We start from the raw sequence: 15230 nt of genomic DNA, 5'->3' as shown, positions 1-15230 counted from the left end.
TCCTCTCGTGGGCGGTGCCCCTCCGACAGTAGGCGTCGTGCGGGCGGCAGGTCAGGGGACGGTCGGCAGGGCGTGCGACCACAGGTGGAAGAGGGCGTAGGCGCGCCACGGGGCCCAGGGCGCGGACGCGACCTCGGCCTGCTTCGTGGTCACGCCGCCGAGCGCCCGCCTGAGCACGAGGTCGCCCGCCGGGTACGCGTCCCGGTCGCCCAGGGCCCGGACCGACAGGTAGTCGACCGTCCACGGACCGATGCCGGGCAGGGCCCGCAGCGACGCACGGACGGCTGCGACGTCGCGGTCGGGCGCGATCACGAGACCGCCGGCCACGGCCTCGGCGACGGCGTGCAGCGTCCGGCCCCGGGCGCCGGTGACCCCGACGGCGGCCCGGAGCTCGTCGACCGGCAGGGCTGCGACGACGTCGGCGCGGGGGAACCTGCGGAGTCCCGTCCCGGCCACGTCGGTGCCGAGCGCGGCGACGAGCCGTCCCGCGAAGGTGCGGGCCGCGGCGAGCGAGACCTGCTGGCCCAGCACGGTGGTGACCGCCGCCTCCCAGCCGTCGGGGCTGCCGGTGATGCGGATGCCGGGCCGTTCGCGGACGAGCGGGCCGAGCACGGGGTCGTCGCCGAGTGCGTCGAGCACCCCGGAGGTGTCGGCGTCGAGGTCGAGCCACCGACGGACGAGACGCTCGACCCGGTCGCGGTCGTCCGGCGAGGGAGCGAGCCCCTCGGAGGCGGTGGCCACGACGTCGACGCCGCTCGGCTCGAGGCGCAGGTCGAGCCGCAGCACGCGCGACGGCTCATCGGCCGCTGCCACGTCGACGAGGCGGGAGTGCGTGCCGGCCGTGACGTCGGTCAGCTCCGCTCCCGGCACGCTGTGCGCCGCGAGGAGGCCGATCGCGTGCGCGGCGTCGTACGGGCCGTCGGTCTCGAGGCGCAGCTCGAGCGGGCGGAGGACGAGGTCGGTCACCGTGCCGCCTCCCACACGCCCGACGACCCTCGTCGGTGGCTGTCGACCAGGTGGGTGTCGACGATCCCGGTGGCCTCCATCAGCGCGTGCATCGTCGTCGGGCCGACGAAGGCGAAGCCGACGGCCTTGAGCGACTTCGAGAGCGCGACCGACTCGGGCGAGGTCGTGGGGACGTCGGCGAGCTCGACGGGACGAGGGGTCTCGGCGGGCCGGTGCGACCACACGAGGTCGACGAGCCCGCCGCGCTCGCGGAGGGCCACCGTCGCGCGGGCGTTCGTGATCGTCGCGTCGATCTTGAGCCGGTTCCGCACGATGCCCGCGTCGACGAGCAGGCGCTCGCGGTCGGCGTCGTCGAAGCCGGCCACCACGTCGGGGTCGAAGTCGTGGAACGCGGAGCGGAACGCCTCGCGCTTGCGGAGGATGGTGGCCCACGACAGCCCCGACTGGAAGGCCTCGAGGCTCAGCCGCTCGAAGAGCCCGCGCTCGTCGCGGACGGGCATGCCCCACTCGGTGTCGTAGTACTCGCGCATCAGCGGGTCGACGGCAGCCCACGGTGGTCGGGCCAGGCCGTCGTCGCCGACCACCACGCCGCTCACGAGCGCGCTCCGGCCGAGAGCTGCGACTCGAGCCCGAGCAGGACCGTCTTCGCGGCCTCGCCGCCGCGGTAACGACCCGGGGTGCCGTCGCTGCGGACCACGCGGTGGCAGGGCACCACGACCGGCAGGGGGTTCGTCGCGCAGGCCGTGCCGACGGCTCGGACGGCCCTCGGGCTGCCGCTCGCGGTGGCGACGCGGGCGTAGCTCGCCGTCTCGCCGTAGGGGATCTCGGGCAGGTGCTCGAGCACGGTCCGCTGGAAGCCCCGGGACAGCCTGCGGTCGAGCACGAGGTCGAAGTCCCGGCGCCGCCCGGCGAAGTACTGGTCGATCTCGACCGCCACCTCGTCGAGCTGCCGGCCGGAACGCAGCACCCGGGAGCCGACCTGCTCGGCGACGCGGTCGAGCACGGCGTCGTGGTCCTCGACCTCGAACGCCACGCGCACGAGACCGACGTCCGTGGAGCAGAGCAGCAGCAGCCCCACAGGGGAGGGGACGGTACGCCAGAAGACGTCGACGGTGCCGACGACCGCAGCCTGGTCCGCGAGTCGGCCGCGGAGGAGGGCGAGGTGTGCGTCGAGGCCGGGGCCAGGCTCGGTGTCGGTCGCCTCGACGAGGCGGCGCTGCACCGTCGTGTCGACGTCGGGTCCGGTGTCGTTCACGGGCGTGCTCCTTCTCGGGGTCTCGTGCGTCGGGGTGCTGCAGGTCGGGGCGCTTCGGGTCGGACCGCCGTCGAGCCGGTCGGGCCGGTCGGGCGGGTCGGGAGGGCGGGGGTGGAGCCTCTCTCGTCGCGCTCGCCCAGCACGTTGCGCAGGGCGGCGACGCCGTCGGCCGCCGAGCGTCGACACGCGGCGTGGCTGCGGCCGGTCAGCTCGGCGACCTCGAGGTGGCTCAGCCCGGCGAGGTGGTGCAGCACGACCGCGTCGCGTTGTCCCTCGGGCAGGGACCGGACCGCGCGGAGCAGGGCGTCGTCGCGGGCGAGGACCTCGTCGAAGGCCGCCGACGACGAGTCGCCGTCCGCCCCGGACTCCGGCAGGTGCTCGACGGGCTGGGGCCGACGGCCCCTGGCCCGGATGACGTCGAGGGCCTTGCGCCGGGCGACGGTCACGAGCCACGCCTCGACGTTGACGTCGGGCGGGAGGTCCGGCCAGGCGACCAGGGCGGCCAGGAACGTCTCGGACCAGGCGTCGTCGGCGTCGGTCGGGTCGAGCAGGGCACGACAGACCCGGAGGACGGTGGTGCCGTGCAGCTCGACGACGCGATCGAAGGGCGGCATCTCAGAAGAGCCGGCCGGAGCCGGCCGACGCCGGTGCCTCGTGGTCGAGCAGGAACCGCTTGCGGACCAGCCCGCCGGCGTACCCGGTGAGCGAACCGGCGGAGCCGACGACTCGATGGCACGGCAGGAGGATGCTCAGCGGGTTGGCCCCGTTGGCGGTGCCGACGGCTCGGGCGAGCCTGACGTCGCCGAGGGCGGCCCCGAGCTGCCCGTAGGTGCGGGTCTCGCCCCAGGGGATGGTCGCGAGCTGCCGCCACACGCGCTGCCGGAACGCCGTGCCGACCGGCGCGAGGGGCAGGTCGAAGGCGCGACGCTCGCCGGCGAACCACGCGGCGAGCTGGCTCTCGACCTCGACGAAGTCGGACAGGCCGGTGCCGACCGACGATCGGGCGCCGAAGCTCACAGGGTCGGGCAGGCGACGGTGGTCAGAGAAGTAGAGGCCCGTGAGGCCGTCTTCGCGGCCGACGAGCGTCAACTCGCCCACGGGGCTGTCGATCGTCGTGTGGACGACGGAGATCGTGCTCATCGGGGCTCCTGTCTCGGCTGATCGTACTCATCATGGAGACGCACGCCGCGCCTCCTGTGTGAGGTCAGGTGGGAGAACCTGCGGAGGGTGCACGGATCAGAACATGAGCCGCGAGTCTCAGCAGACGCCCCGGCGCGGCCTGGTACTACTGAGGGCGCGCCCTTCGCGGGCGCCACCGGCCCGGTCCGGGGACTCCACGCTGTCGGGTGCGTGCGAGCACCCGGGCCGGGTCCCTCTCGCCCGGGCCGCGCAGCTCAGCGACGCGTCTCGAAGCCGCCCTCGCCGGTCGGCGCGAGCTCCTCCACGTCGACCCGCGACACGTCGGCCCCGGTCGGTCCGTCCTCGAGCCAGGCCAGCAGCTGGCCGACGGCCTCCGGCGTGCCCTCGACCTCCACCTCGACGGTGCCGTCGGAGCGGTTGCGCACGAAGCCGTCGACGCCGAGGCGGTCCGCCTCGCCCTCGGTCGAGAAGCGGTACCCGACGCCCTGCACGGTGCCGTGCACGAGGGCGCGTCGTCTGATCACGTCGTCCATCGGTCGACCGTACCCGCGCCTCCCCGTCCCCGGACGCGTCGAGGGCGGGCCTCCCGGGCCGAGGACGGGTCGCGACCGACCTGCCCCCGAGCCGGGAGACCCGCCCTCGAGGGCCGTGCTCAGCGGTCGATGGTCGACATGTCCGAGTAGCGGTCGCCCTTCGGCGCGGCGACGTCGTCGAGCTGGTGCACCTGCTCCTCGGTGAGCTCGATCGCGTCGGCGGCGACGTTCTCGTCGAGGTACGTGCGGCGCTTCGTGCCCGGGATCGGCACGATGCCCTCGCCCTTGGCGAGCAGCCAGGCGAGCGCGACCTGGCCGGGCTTCGCGCCGACCTGGCGGGCGACCTCGTCGACCTGCTCGACGATCCGCACGTTGGCCTTCAGGTTGTCGCCTTCGAACCGCGGGTTGAAACGGCGGAAATCGTCGTCGGCGAGCTCGTCGACCGAGCGCAGGGTGCCCGTGAGGAACCCGCGGCCGAGCGGCGAGTACGGCACGAAGCCGATGCCGAGCTCGCGCACGGTCGGCAGCACCTCGGCCTCGGCCTCGCGGCTCCACAGCGACCACTCCGTCTGCAGCGCCGTGATCGGGTGGGTGGCGTGCGCGCGGCGGATCGTCTCGGGCGACGCCTCGGAGAGCCCGAGGAACCGCACCTTGCCGGCCTCGACCAGCTCGCCCATGGCCCCGACCGTGTCCTCGATCGGCACCAGGGGGTCGACCCGGTGCTGGTAGTAGAGGTCGACGTGGTCGATCCCGAGCCGCTTGAGCGAGCCGTCGATCGACTTGCGCACGTACTCCGGGCGACCGTCGATCGCCCGCTCGGCCCGCGCCTCGGGGTCGGTGACGTTGCCGAACTTGGTCGCGACGACAGCGTCGTCGCGACGGCCCTTGAGCGCCCGGCCGAGCAGCTGCTCGTTCGTGTGCGGGCCGTACATGTCGGCCGTGTCGAGCAGGGTGACGCCGTGGCCGAGAGCGGCGTGGATCACGCGCACCGACTCGTCGTCGTCGGTCCCGCTGCCGGTGTAGAAGGCGGACATGCCCATGAGGCCGAGGCCGATGCGGCCCACGTCGAGTCCGCCGTCGACGCTGCCGAGTGTGGTGTTCTTCATGGCGTCAGGCAACACCCGTGGGCTGTGCGCCGACCGGATGCAGGAGGCGCGGTGCAGGTCGTCCCTGCACCGCGCCTCCTCGTCCGCCTCGCGCCCCGAGGGGCCGGGGCCTACGCCGTCGTCAGCTCGACCTTGAGCCAGCCCGGCTCGCGCCGGTCGAACGCCTCGTACGCGGCGATCGCGTCGCCGACGGGCTCGCGCTCGGTGATGAGCGCGGTCGGGTCGAACAGCCCGGCGGCGACGCGCTCGATCAGCGGGGGAGTGACCGAGTGGTGGTCGCAGTTGCCCATCCGGATCGTGAGGTTCTTGAGCATGGCCGCCCCGATCGGGTACGACTCGACGGTGGGCGAGTAGACGCCGATGATGCCGATCCGGCCGTACTTCGCGACGATCTCGACGGCCCAGCGCGCCGCCTGCGACGGCGCGCTGCCGGGCACCCACAGGTCGCCCTGCGGAGCGGCGTCGGGCGCGACCTGCGCGACCTCCTGCTCGAAGCTGCTCTTCTCCTCGTCGGAGGGAGCGGCGGGGCCCGAGACGGGGTGCTGCGCGTCGACCCCGACGGCGTCGATGACGGCGTCGACGCCGACGCCTCCCGTGAGGTCCTTCACGGCCTGGACCGGGTCCTCGCGGTTGAAGTCGACCACCTCGGCGTTCTGGGCCAGCGCCTGGGCGAGGCGGTCCTCGAGGCCGTCGATCGCGATGACGCGGGAGGCGCCCTGCTGGAACGCGGACGCGATCGCGAACTGCCCCACGATGCCCGCCCCGAGCACGGCGACGACGTCGCCGCGACGGACGCCGGCGAGCTCCGCCCCGAACCAGCCGGTGGGGTAGATGTCGCTGAGCAGGATCGCCTGCTCGTCGCTGACCGTGTCGGGCAGCGGGTGCAGCGTGTTGCGCGCCCACGGGACGCGCACGTACTCGGCCTGGAGGCCGTCGATCGGCCCGGTCGAGGCCGGCCCGCCGAAGAAGGCGGTGCCCGCGTCGGGCCCGTTCGCGTTGGCGACGTCGCACTGGGCGGTGTGGCCCTCGCGGCAGTACCGGCAGGCGCCGCACGACACGGTGCTGTTGATCACGACGCGGTCGCCGGGGCTGAAGCCGCGTACCGCGTCGCCCACCTGCTCCACGACGCCGACGGCCTCGTGCCCGAGGACGGTGCCTTCCTCCATCGGCGCCATCGTGCCGCGCACGAAGTGGAGGTCCGTGCCGCAGATCGCGCTGCGGGTGATGCGGACGATCGCGTCGTTCGCGTCCTGGATGGTGGGCTTCTCGACCTCGTCGAGACGGATGTCCCCGATGCCGTGCCAGACGACTGCCTTCATGTGTGCCTCCTCGATCGGTGCGGCTGCGCCCGCGGGAGTCCGCCGGGCACGGCGTGCACGGTAGGCCGGGGCGACCGGCGGCACCCGCCGAGTCGCCTCCGCGTCCGGGGTACAGACGTGGCTCGCTGGCGCGCACGCGCCGAGGCCGAGACGCGACGACGCCCTCGACCCAGAGGAGGTCGAGGGCGTCTCGTGTTCGTTCCCTAGCCGGTCAGCGCAGGCGGGTCGTCGAGTCCCACAGGTCCTTGCACGGACCCGTCGCCGTCTCGGCCGCCTTGCCCGCGCCCTTGAGGACGCTGCCCCAGTTCTTCTTGAAGACGCCTCCGGCCGCGGTCAGCAGCGCGCCGCCCATGCCGTGGTTGCACTCCAGCATGAGCGTCTTCTCCTTCTGGGTCAGGTTCGGGGTGTTGACGAAGATGCGGTCGCCGGTGACCGGGTCGACGGCGCAGCCGACGGAGGGCGCGCAGTAGTCGGCGGGAGCGCCCGTGGCGGCCTGCGCCTGGGCTGCGGTGCCGGCGCCGGTGAACAGGGCGACGGCCAGGACGGTGGTGCCGATGGAGTGACGCTTCTTCACGGGGACCTCCTCAGGTCGAGGCGGCGCCGGGCGGCGTCGCCGATCGTGCGTCCAGGACGCTACCGATCCCGCCGCGGCCGGCGGAAGGCCCCTTGACATCCGACTCGTTCGGTGAGCGGTGGCCCAGAGTCGTCCCGATCCGCACGGCGACGCGGAAGTCCGGACGCATTAGGGGCGTCCGGACCTGCGCGCAGACCGTTCTGTTCGGAGGTTCTTCCCAGGTCCGAGCCGAGGAGGCGCGGGTCAGCCCCGCGAGGAGCTTGCCTCCGCCGCCGTGGCCAGCGCTGCGCGACGACGCCGCAGCGCGGCCCCGCCGGCCACGAGGCCCAGCCCCGCAGCCAGCAGCCCGCCCGCGAGCAGGAGCGGCTGGTCGATGTCGCTGCCCGTGAAGGCGAGGGGCCCGCGACCGCCGGCCGCGCCGGTGCTCGTGCCGGAACCGTTCCCGCCGGTGCCTGCGCCGCCTGCGGGGGGCGTGCTCGGCGTTCCCGCACCGGGGTCGGTGACCGGCGGCTCGACCGGGGGCACCTCGGCGGCGAGCAGGGCGAAGGTGCCCAGGGTGCGGTCGACGTACGCGACGAACTCGGTCGGGTCTCCGGCACCCGTCACCGCGAGGCGGTAGGTGGTCCCGGGCGTCAGGTCGGCGAACACGAAGCGGCCGGCCGCGTCGGTGGTGGCGGTCGCGACGGGCACGTCGCTGCCGACCGGGAGGACGCTCACCACGACGCCGGGGGCGAGCGCACCGGCCGAGTCGACGACCGTGCCGTCCACGGCGACGGCCGCGGCCGTGGGCACGACGAGGGCGAAGGGCGCGGGCGTCTCGCCCAGCTCGGGCGCCGTGAACGGGATCGGGTGCTCGGCGTCGTCGCCGACGACGACCACGTAGTCGACGCCCGGCGTGAGCCCCCCGGCCGCGAAGCTGCCGTCGGGACCGGTCACGACGGACACGTCGGGGCCCGTCGGCTGCGCGGTGCCCTCGTCGGGCACCGGGACGAAGTCCAGCGTCTCGTTCGCCGCGGGCGTGCCGTCGGCGTTCGTGACCGTGCCGGTGACGTCGACCGTCTCGGGGGTCGTGATCTCGTAGACCCGGTCGCTCGGCGGGTACGCGACGTACTCGATGCCCGACGCGACGTCGATGACCGAGTAGAGGCCGACGGGGTCGAGACCGGGGAACTCGAAGCGGCCGTCGGCACCGGTGGTCACCGTGCCGAGGGGGTCGGTGTCGCCCTCCGCGACGAGCTGGAGCACACGACCGAGGGCCGGCTGCCCGTCCACGAGTACGACGCCCGTCAGGGACGCCGTCGCCGGAGGCGCCACGACGGTCGGGAAGGCGAAGTCCAGCCCGCCCTGGTCGGCGGTGGCGAGGGAGAACGGCAGGGCCGCGGCGGGAGCGGAGCCGTCCGGTGCCGCGATCGACACCGAGTAGCCGGGAGCGGCGACCAGCGCGGCGAACGAGTACGTCCCGTCCGGGCCCGTCTCCGTCGTGCCGACGACGTCACCTGCGGCGTTCGTCACGGTGACGCGGGCGCCCGCGTACGGCGTCGCCGTCTCGCCCGTGCCCACGGTCGCCGTCCCCGACGCGCTGAACGTCTTGGTCGCGAACCAGGTCTGGTAGACGGGGAAGCCGGTCCGCTGCTGGTACGTGATCGTCAGCGTCTCGAGCGGCACGCTCGGGCTGAACCAGCCGGCCGCGCCCTCAGTGTCGGCACCGGCGGGGTTGCCGATCAGCGTGCTCGTGGCGGCGTCCCAGCGTGGCTGGTCGCCGGTGCCGGCACTGTCGCACGACGTCGTGCCCGCGCCGGCGCAGTAGTTGTAGGTGCCCTGGAAGCCGAGCTGGGCAGCCGTGACGGGCGCGCCTCCGACGCCGGTGGCGGCGATCGTCGCCTGGTCGGCGTCGATGTCGCCGAGCACGAACGACCAGCCGGACGACGGCGTGGCCGACTCGAACGTGTAGGTGGTCACGGCCGCGCCGGCCGCGGTCGGCGAGTCCTGCGAGGGCCTCTGGTTCAGGTACGGCAGCCCCTTGCTCGTGCCGTACTGGGCGCCGGGCGGCGTCGAGGCCGCCTGCCAGGTGCTCGAGCCGCTCGGGACCGTCGCCTGTCGTGAGGTCGAGGTGAAGGTCGTGGCGGGGAACCCGCCCGCGAGCGTCATCGTCCCGGTGTAGGCGCGTGCCGAGCCGGAGACCTGGAACTCGCCCCAGGACGAGCCCTGGGCGGCGGAGGCGCCGGTCGCGCCCCCGAGGGCGAGGGCCAGGGCGACGACGCCGGTGGTGGTCGCGGCGGCGAGGCCGCGGAGCGAGGCTCGACGCGGCAGCCGCGAGGGCCGGGCGGAACGGGCGGTGGAACGGTCGAGCATGCGGGCCTCCCAGACGGGGGCCGTGGTGCCCCGGCTGAGGTTATTTCACGAAGGGCACGCTTGTCACCCGCTGGCCGGATCGCGAGCACGAGAGGCCCCTGCGGTCAGGGGGATCACGTCGCCGTGACGTCCCCCGACCGGCGGTCTAGCGCTTCTTGACGTTCGAGACCGCGTCCTCGGAGTGCGACGCGGTGCCGCTCTTGGCCTTCTTGTCCGCGCGCTTCTCCTTGAGGCTGCGGACTGCGACCTTCGCGGTGGTCTTCTTCGCTGATTTCTCTGCCATGGTGGTGCCTCCGTCTCGGACCGAGCTGGTCCGGTGCGCGGAGCCTACGGGCACATCGTCCCCGCCCCGTCCCCGCCGGGCACTCTCACGGCTCGTACACTGCGGGCATGGTCCGCGCCTCCTCGACCGGCCGTCAGACCGGACCGGTCTCCGCAGCGCACCTGCGCGAGGTCGCCGTCGCCCGGACCGCCGCCCAGCGCATCTCCGTCGCGGGCGAGCCGACGGTCGCGGCGACGACGCGAGCGATGCTCGGCACGCAGGCGCAGGACCTCGCCGCGGCGACCTGGGCACTCGCGCTGCGCACCCCCGGCGCCGACGCCGCTGCCGTGCAGGCCGCCCTCGCCGACCGCAGCGTCGTGCGCGGCTGGCCCGCCCGCGGCACGCTGTTCCTCGTCGCGGCCGACGACCTGCGCTGGCTCACCCAGCTGCTCGCGCCGCGCTCGCTCGCCGCGAGCACGGGCCTCTGGCGACGTGCCGGCCTCGAGCCGCAGCACTTCTCCCGGGCCGAGGAGGCGGTGGTCGCGGCCCTCGCCGAGCACGGCGAGCTCTCGAGGCCCGACCTCCTCGGGGCCGTCGCCCGTCACGGCGTCGACACCGCCGGCGAGCGCGGCTCGCACCTGCTGCGCTGGCTGAGCGCCCGGTGCGTGATCGTGTTCGCGGCGCCCCGGGGCACGCAGCAGCGCTTCGCCCTGTTCGAGCAGTGGATCCCCGGCTCCCGCCGCATCGACGACCGGGAGGAGGCGCTCGCCGAGTACGTCCGCCGGTGGCTGGCCCGGCGCGGCCCTGCGACGGTGCGCGACCTGGCCTGGTGGGGCGGGCTGACGCTCACCGAGGCGCGGCACGCGGTCTCCCTCGTCGCCGACGTCGAGGCCACCGTCGTCGACGGCGAGACCTGGATCGAGCGGACGGAGGGGGAGGCGGAGCCGGGGCGTCCGGCACGAGGCGACCTGCGCCTCCTGCCGTCGTTCGACGAGCTGCTGCTCGGCTACGGGGGCCGGGAGGCGTCGCTCGACCCGGCCGACGCCTCCCGCCTCGTGCCGTCCTCGAACGGGCTGTTCCTGCCGGCCGTCACGGTCGACGGGCGGGTGGTCGGCACCTGGCGACGCACGATCGCGCGCGGCACGGTCGCGATCGAGGTGGATCCCTGGGTAGCGTGGACCGAACGTCGACGCGCCCAGGTGCGACGCCGGGCCGAGCAGTACGCGCAGCACCTCGGCCTCGCGCTCGCCGAGGGCCCCGCGTCGTCGCCCACGTCGCCCTGACCCTGCGTCGTGCCGTCCTCAGCACAGGAACCTCGATGACCGACGACGTCGCGACCCCCACGCCCGGCACGCCCGGGCCTCCCACCCGCACCGAGCGGCTCGACGAGCTGCCGTTCACCCGCAAGCACGGGCGCCTGCTCGTCGGGTCGGGCCTCGGCTGGGCCCTCGACGCGCTGGACGTCGGGCTGCTGTCGTTCGTGATCGCCCAGCTCGCGGTCGTGTGGAGCAGCGACAAGGGGGCCCTCGCCTTCGTCGCCTCGGCCGGCTTCGCGGGCATGGCGATCGGCGCCGGCGTCGGCGGGTCGCTCTCCGACCGGCTCGGCCGCAAGACGGTGTTCGTCCTGACCCTGCTCGTCTACGGCCTCGCGACGGGCCTCAGCGCCCTCAGCTGGTCGGTCGGGGCGCTGCTGGTGCTCCGCTTCGTGGTCGGGCTCGGCCTCGGCGCCGAGCTGCCGGTGGCCTCGACCCTCGTGTCGGAGTTCTCGCCCCGCCGCATCCGCGGCCGTGTCGTCGTGCTGCTCGAGGCGTTCTGGGCCCTCGGCTCGATCGCCGCCGCGCTGGTCGGCTGGCTGGTGATCCCCCTGAGCGACGACGGCTGGCGCTGGGCGCTCCTGATCGGCGCGCTGCCGGCCCTCTACGCCGTGTTCGTGCGGCTGCGGATGCCCGAGTCGGTGCGGTTCCTCGAATCGAGGGGCCGGCACGACGAGGCCGAGCGGACGGTGCGCGCGTTCGAGGAGGCGGCGGGCACGGCCCAGCCCGCCGCAGCACCGCGAGCGGCGGTCGACCCGCGCCCGGTCGACCCGCGCCCGGTCGACCCGAGCCCGGCCGACGCACGCCCTGCCGACGCGCCCCGCGCCTCCTCGGCGGCTGCGCTGCTCCGTGACGGCCTCCGGCGTCGCACCGTCGCGATCTGGGTCGTCTGGTTCATGACCAACTTCTCGTACTACGGGGCCTTCGTCTGGCTGCCGACCCTGCTGGTCGAGGCGGGCTTCCCGCTCGTGAAGTCGTTCGAGTACACGCTGCTGATCACGCTCGCGCAGCTGCCCGGCTACGCCGCGTCGGCCTGGCTGATCGAGCGGTGGGGACGTCGTGGCACGCTCGCCGTGTTCCTGCTCGGGTCGGCCGTCGCCGCGACCGCGTTCGGCTTCGGCGCGGTCAGCGGCAGCGCGACGCAGATCGTCGTGTCGGGCATGTTCCTGTCGTTCTTCAACCTCGGCGCGTGGGGCGCGCTGTACGCCGTCACCCCCGAGCTCTACCCGACCCGGCTGCGCGGCACGGGGGCGGGCTGGGCCGCGGGCGTGGGCCGCATCGCGTCGATCGCGGCCCCGCTGACGGTGCCGCCCCTCCTCGTCCTCGGCGGGACGCCGGTGCTGTTCGCCGTGTTCGGCGGTGTGTTCGTCGTCGCGGCCGTGGCGGCGCTGGCCCTGCCCGAGCTCCGCGGCACGAGGCTCGCCGAGTGAGCCGCTCGACGGCGGCGCGTCGCCGCAGCCGCTCTCGCGCCCGGACCCGGGGTGCCGGTCGCCGTGCCCTCCTCGGGCTCGCCGTGGTGGTGGTCGGGGCCGTCGTCGTCATCGCGTTCCCCCAGTTGCTCGACGGCGGGGCGACCGGAGGCTCGTCCGGCGGCTCGTCCGACGGGACCGTCCGGCCCCCCTCGGCCGACGCCTCCGTCCCGTCGAGCGTCCCTGCCGCGGCCGTCCCGGCGACCGTCGAGCGCGTCGTCGACGGCGACACGGTCGTGGTGGTCGCCGCCGACGGTGCTCGCGAGCGTCTCCGCCTGATCGGCGTCGACACCCCCGAGACCGTCAAGCCCGATGCGCCCGTCGACTGCTTCGGCCCGGAAGCGAGCGCGTTCACGACCGACGCCCTGCCCGTCGGGTCGACCGTCTGGCTCGAGGACGACGCGTCGCAGGGCGACGCCGACCGCTACGACCGGCTGCTCCGCTACGTCTGGACCGAGGGAGGCGGCCTGCTGAACCAGCAGCTGGTCGCGTCCGGCCTCGGCGAGGAGGACACCTACGACCAGCCGTACCGCTACCGCGACGCGTTCGTCGCGGCCGAGGCCGCCGCCCGCGACTCGGGCGCCGGCCTCTGGGGCGCCTGCCGCTGAGCTGACCTTTCGGACTCCACCCCGGCGCCCCGGCGCCCTGACGGCCCGGCGCCCTGGTCGCCGAGCCGTCACGACGTGCTCTCGCGGGCCGCCGGGGGAGCGCTTCCCGCCGGTTCGTCCCGTCCGGGAGAGGCGAGAGGCCTCAGATCGACGTCTCGGGGCTCGGGGGTCGATCCAGGGACTCTCGACGGACCTCGCCGGCTCGGCCACCAGAACGCCTCGCCCGTGAGGAACACCAGCGCCGGCACGAGCACGGTCCGGACGACGAGCGTGTCGAGCAGCACGCCGATGCAGACGATGACGCCGACCTGCGTCAGCGCGACGACCGGCAACACCCCGAGCACCGCGAACACGGCGGCGAGCAGCACGCCGGCGCTCGTGATGACCCCTCCCGTCGACGACAGGGCGCGCACCATGCCCTCGCGCGTGCCGTGCCGCAGCCGCTCCTCCTTCGCCCGCGTCGTGAGGAAGATGTTGTAGTCGACCCCGAGCGCCACGAGGAAGAGGAACGCGTAGAGCGTGACGCTCGTGTCGAGGGCCGGGAACCCGAGGAGGTGCGTGAACAGCCACGTCGCCGCCCCGAGGCTGGCGGCGAAGGTCGCGAGCACCGACGCGATGAGCAGCACCGGCGCGACGAGCGAGCGCAGCAGCACGGCGAGGATCGCGAAGACGATCGCGAGGATGACCGGGGCGATCAGCCCGAGGTCGTGGGAGGCGGCGGTGCGCTCGTCGTAGGCGGTCGCGTCCGTGCCGCCGACGAGGGCGTCGGCCACCGCGCCTCCGTCGTCGTGCAGGGCGTCGCGCAGGTCCTGCACCGTCGCGGACGCCTCGTCGCTCTCGGGCTCGGCGTCGAGCCGGACGTCGACGCGGGTCAGCCCGTCGGCCTGCTCGCCGGCCGTGGCGCTGGCGACGCCGTCGACGCCCTCGACGACCCGCACGACGTCGTCGGTCGCCGCGGTCGGGGCGAGCACGATCGTCTGGCTCGTGAGCCCCGCCGAGAACGAGTCGTCGACGATCCGCTGGGCCGTCACGGAGTCGGGGTCGCCGAGCAGCTGGTCGGTCTGCGAGAGGCCGACGGCGTAGCCGCCGAGGCCGAGGCAGAGCACGCCGAGGCCGGCGACCGCGGCGACGGCGACGCGGCCGGGCCGGCGCTGGACGCCGCGGCCGAGGCGCTCCCAGAAGCCCTGGCGGGGGCGGGCGTGGCCGGCGCCCGTTCCGTCCGTCGACGCCGCCGCCGGCCCGTCGACCGAGGCCGAGGAGGCGCGCGGCACGAACGGCCAGAACAGCCCGCGTCCGCAGACCACGAGCGCCGCCGGCAGCACCACGAGGGCGAACGCGATCGCCACGACGACGCCGATCGCGCAGGCGGCCCCGAGTGCGCGGTTGCCCGAGAGCTCGGCGAGCAGCAGGGTCGCGAGGCTGAGCGCGACGGTGCCGCCGCTCGCGGCGATCGCCGGGCCGGCGCTCCGCACGGCCGTCCGCATCGCCTCGTGCCGGTCGGGCCGGACGAGCAGCTCCTCCCGGTAGCGGGCCACCAGCAGCAGGGCGTAGTTCGTGCCGGCGCCGAAGACGAGCACCGAGAGGATGCCCGAGATCGACGCGTCGACGGTCACGCCGAGGGGCTCGGCGAGGGCGACGACCACCCGGCCGGCGAGGAAGTCGGCGACGCCGACGACGACCAGGGGCACGATCCAGAGGACGGGGCTGCGGTAGGTCACGATCAGCAGCACGGCCACCACGAGCACGGTGACGAGCAGGAGGCGGAAGTCGGCCCCCGCGAAGGCGTTCGAGACGTCGTCCTGGAACCCCACCGGCCCGGTCAGGTACGCACGGAGCCCGTCGGGCAGCCCGGCGGAGGCGGCGTCGCGGAGGCTCGTCGCCGTGCCGCTCACGTCGGCCTCGACGTCGGCGGCCGAGAGGGGCACCGCGACGAGGGCGGCGGAGCCGTCGTCGCTCACCTGCGGGCGGACGGCCTGCGGCGTGGTCGACTGCTCCGCGAGGGCGGACGCGGCCGTGTCGACGGCCGCGAGGTCGGCGCTCGACAGCTCCGCGCCTCCTCTGCTCCAGACCAGGATCCCCACGGTGGCGTCGGCGGAGGGGAACTCGTCGAGCAGCGCGGTCACCTGCGCGGCCTCGCTCGAGTCGGGCAGGCCCGACGGCGGGAACGCCTCGTCGTCGCCCGAGGGCAGCAGGGCGAGCAGCAGGGCGACGACGACGAGGGTGCCGCCGAGCACCACCCAGGCGGTGCGGTGTCCGCTGACGAGTCGGGCTAGTGGGCGCACGGGGTCCTCCGAGGGTGGTCGAGCAAGATGAAGCAATTAGCCGACAAAGAG

15 protein-coding genes are annotated in these 15230 nt (G+C 74.6%); 3 read left to right on the top strand and 12 right to left on the bottom strand.

Annotated features, from left to right (window positions below; genetic code table 11):
• Nucleotides 1-51 precede the first annotated feature (51 nt).
• The 11 genes from IFT77_RS05465 to IFT77_RS05415 all read right to left on the bottom strand — a co-directional run bounded on the left by IFT77_RS05465 (nucleotide 52) and on the right by IFT77_RS05415 (nucleotide 9528).
• Nucleotides 52-966, bottom strand: coding sequence for a DNA-3-methyladenine glycosylase (locus tag IFT77_RS05465; RefSeq protein ID WP_371740938.1), 915 nt, complete (start codon nucleotides 964-966; stop codon nucleotides 52-54).
• Nucleotides 963-1562, bottom strand: coding sequence for a DNA-3-methyladenine glycosylase I (locus IFT77_RS05460; protein WP_192169383.1), 600 nt, complete (start codon nucleotides 1560-1562; stop codon nucleotides 963-965). The genes IFT77_RS05465 and IFT77_RS05460 overlap by 4 nt, the downstream gene beginning before the upstream one ends.
• Nucleotides 1559-2188: a methylated-DNA--[protein]-cysteine S-methyltransferase gene (locus IFT77_RS05455; RefSeq protein WP_192169522.1), complete on the bottom strand. Its 630-nt coding sequence runs from the start codon at nucleotides 2186-2188 to the stop codon at nucleotides 1559-1561. The genes IFT77_RS05460 and IFT77_RS05455 overlap by 4 nt, the downstream gene beginning before the upstream one ends.
• Nucleotides 2189-2217: 29 nt before the next feature.
• Entirely contained in the window at nucleotides 2218-2835 is a 618-nt protein-coding gene (locus tag IFT77_RS05450) for an RNA polymerase sigma factor (RefSeq protein ID WP_192169382.1), read from the bottom strand.
• A 1-nt stretch (nucleotide 2836) separates the two neighbouring features.
• Nucleotides 2837-3361 carry a methylated-DNA--[protein]-cysteine S-methyltransferase gene (locus tag IFT77_RS05445; protein ID WP_192169381.1) on the bottom strand — a complete coding sequence of 175 codons (525 nt, stop codon included), beginning with the start codon at nucleotides 3359-3361 and terminating at the stop codon, nucleotides 2837-2839.
• 254 nt (nucleotides 3362-3615) lie between these two features.
• The gene (locus IFT77_RS05440; RefSeq protein WP_192042219.1) at nucleotides 3616-3894 is read right to left on the bottom strand and encodes an acylphosphatase; all 279 of its coding nucleotides are present in this window, start codon (nucleotides 3892-3894) and stop codon (nucleotides 3616-3618) included.
• A 119-nt stretch (nucleotides 3895-4013) separates the two neighbouring features.
• A complete protein-coding gene (locus IFT77_RS05435) occupies nucleotides 4014-5000 on the bottom strand; it encodes an aldo/keto reductase (RefSeq protein WP_192169380.1) in 987 nt (328 codons plus the stop codon).
• A gap of 110 nt (nucleotides 5001-5110) precedes the next feature.
• Nucleotides 5111-6319, bottom strand: coding sequence for an alcohol dehydrogenase catalytic domain-containing protein (locus IFT77_RS05430; RefSeq protein ID WP_192169379.1), 1209 nt, complete (start codon nucleotides 6317-6319; stop codon nucleotides 5111-5113).
• Nucleotides 6320-6530: 211 nt separating this feature from the next.
• The gene (locus IFT77_RS05425) at nucleotides 6531-6893 is read right to left on the bottom strand and encodes a hypothetical protein (RefSeq protein ID WP_192169378.1); all 363 of its coding nucleotides are present in this window, start codon (nucleotides 6891-6893) and stop codon (nucleotides 6531-6533) included.
• A gap of 243 nt (nucleotides 6894-7136) precedes the next feature.
• A complete protein-coding gene (locus IFT77_RS05420; RefSeq protein ID WP_192169377.1) occupies nucleotides 7137-9245 on the bottom strand; it encodes a carboxypeptidase-like regulatory domain-containing protein in 2109 nt (702 codons plus the stop codon).
• A gap of 145 nt (nucleotides 9246-9390) precedes the next feature.
• Nucleotides 9391-9528, bottom strand: a complete 138-nt coding sequence (locus tag IFT77_RS05415) for a hypothetical protein (RefSeq protein WP_166644753.1) — start codon at nucleotides 9526-9528, stop codon at nucleotides 9391-9393.
• A 107-nt stretch (nucleotides 9529-9635) separates the two neighbouring features.
• Here IFT77_RS05415 and IFT77_RS05410 point away from each other — a divergent pair, with 107 nt between their 5' ends.
• The 3 genes from IFT77_RS05410 to IFT77_RS05400 are packed head-to-tail and all read left to right on the top strand — an operon-like array spanning nucleotide 9636 to nucleotide 12897.
• The gene (locus IFT77_RS05410) at nucleotides 9636-10790 is read left to right on the top strand and encodes a winged helix DNA-binding domain-containing protein (protein WP_192169376.1); all 1155 of its coding nucleotides are present in this window, start codon (nucleotides 9636-9638) and stop codon (nucleotides 10788-10790) included.
• A 35-nt stretch (nucleotides 10791-10825) separates the two neighbouring features.
• The gene (locus IFT77_RS05405; protein WP_192169375.1) at nucleotides 10826-12250 is read left to right on the top strand and encodes an MFS transporter; all 1425 of its coding nucleotides are present in this window, start codon (nucleotides 10826-10828) and stop codon (nucleotides 12248-12250) included.
• On the top strand, nucleotides 12247-12897 hold the full coding sequence (locus IFT77_RS05400) for a thermonuclease family protein (protein ID WP_192042212.1): 651 nt from the start codon (nucleotides 12247-12249) through the stop codon (nucleotides 12895-12897). The genes IFT77_RS05405 and IFT77_RS05400 overlap by 4 nt, the downstream gene beginning before the upstream one ends.
• Before the next feature lie 68 nt (nucleotides 12898-12965).
• Here the strand turns inward: IFT77_RS05400 and IFT77_RS05395 are convergent, their stop codons facing one another.
• Complete coding sequence (locus tag IFT77_RS05395; RefSeq protein WP_192169374.1) at nucleotides 12966-15179, bottom strand: MMPL family transporter; 2214 nt, start codon at nucleotides 15177-15179, stop codon at nucleotides 12966-12968.
• Nucleotides 15180-15230 lie beyond the last annotated feature (51 nt).

The sequence above is a fragment of the Frigoribacterium sp. CFBP 13729 genome, from assembly GCF_014841875.1.
In the GTDB taxonomy this organism is placed as follows: Bacteria; Actinomycetota; Actinomycetes; order Actinomycetales; family Microbacteriaceae; genus Frigoribacterium.
The sequence above is the reverse complement of the archived record's forward strand: the minus strand, read 5'-3'. Positions and strand labels throughout refer to the sequence as shown.

Bases quoted from the DNA above. Each gene is read 5' to 3' on its own strand.
- IFT77_RS05450 (WP_192169382.1), bottom strand. From the start codon at position 2,835: ATGCCGCCCTTCGATCGCGTCGTCGAGCTGCACGGCACCACCGTCCTC.
- IFT77_RS05445 (WP_192169381.1), bottom strand. From the start codon at position 3,361: ATGAGCACGATCTCCGTCGTCCACACGACGATCGACAGCCCCGTGGGC.
- IFT77_RS05440 (WP_192042219.1), bottom strand. From the start codon at position 3,894: ATGGACGACGTGATCAGACGACGCGCCCTCGTGCACGGCACCGTGCAG.
- IFT77_RS05435 (WP_192169380.1), bottom strand. From the start codon at position 5,000: ATGAAGAACACCACACTCGGCAGCGTCGACGGCGGACTCGACGTGGGC.
- IFT77_RS05430 (WP_192169379.1), bottom strand. From the start codon at position 6,319: ATGAAGGCAGTCGTCTGGCACGGCATCGGGGACATCCGTCTCGACGAG.
- IFT77_RS05420 (WP_192169377.1), bottom strand. From the start codon at position 9,245: ATGCTCGACCGTTCCACCGCCCGTTCCGCCCGGCCCTCGCGGCTGCCG.
- IFT77_RS05415 (WP_166644753.1), bottom strand. From the start codon at position 9,528: ATGGCAGAGAAATCAGCGAAGAAGACCACCGCGAAGGTCGCAGTCCGC.
- IFT77_RS05410 (WP_192169376.1), top strand. From the start codon at position 9,636: ATGGTCCGCGCCTCCTCGACCGGCCGTCAGACCGGACCGGTCTCCGCA.
- IFT77_RS05405 (WP_192169375.1), top strand. From the start codon at position 10,826: ATGACCGACGACGTCGCGACCCCCACGCCCGGCACGCCCGGGCCTCCC.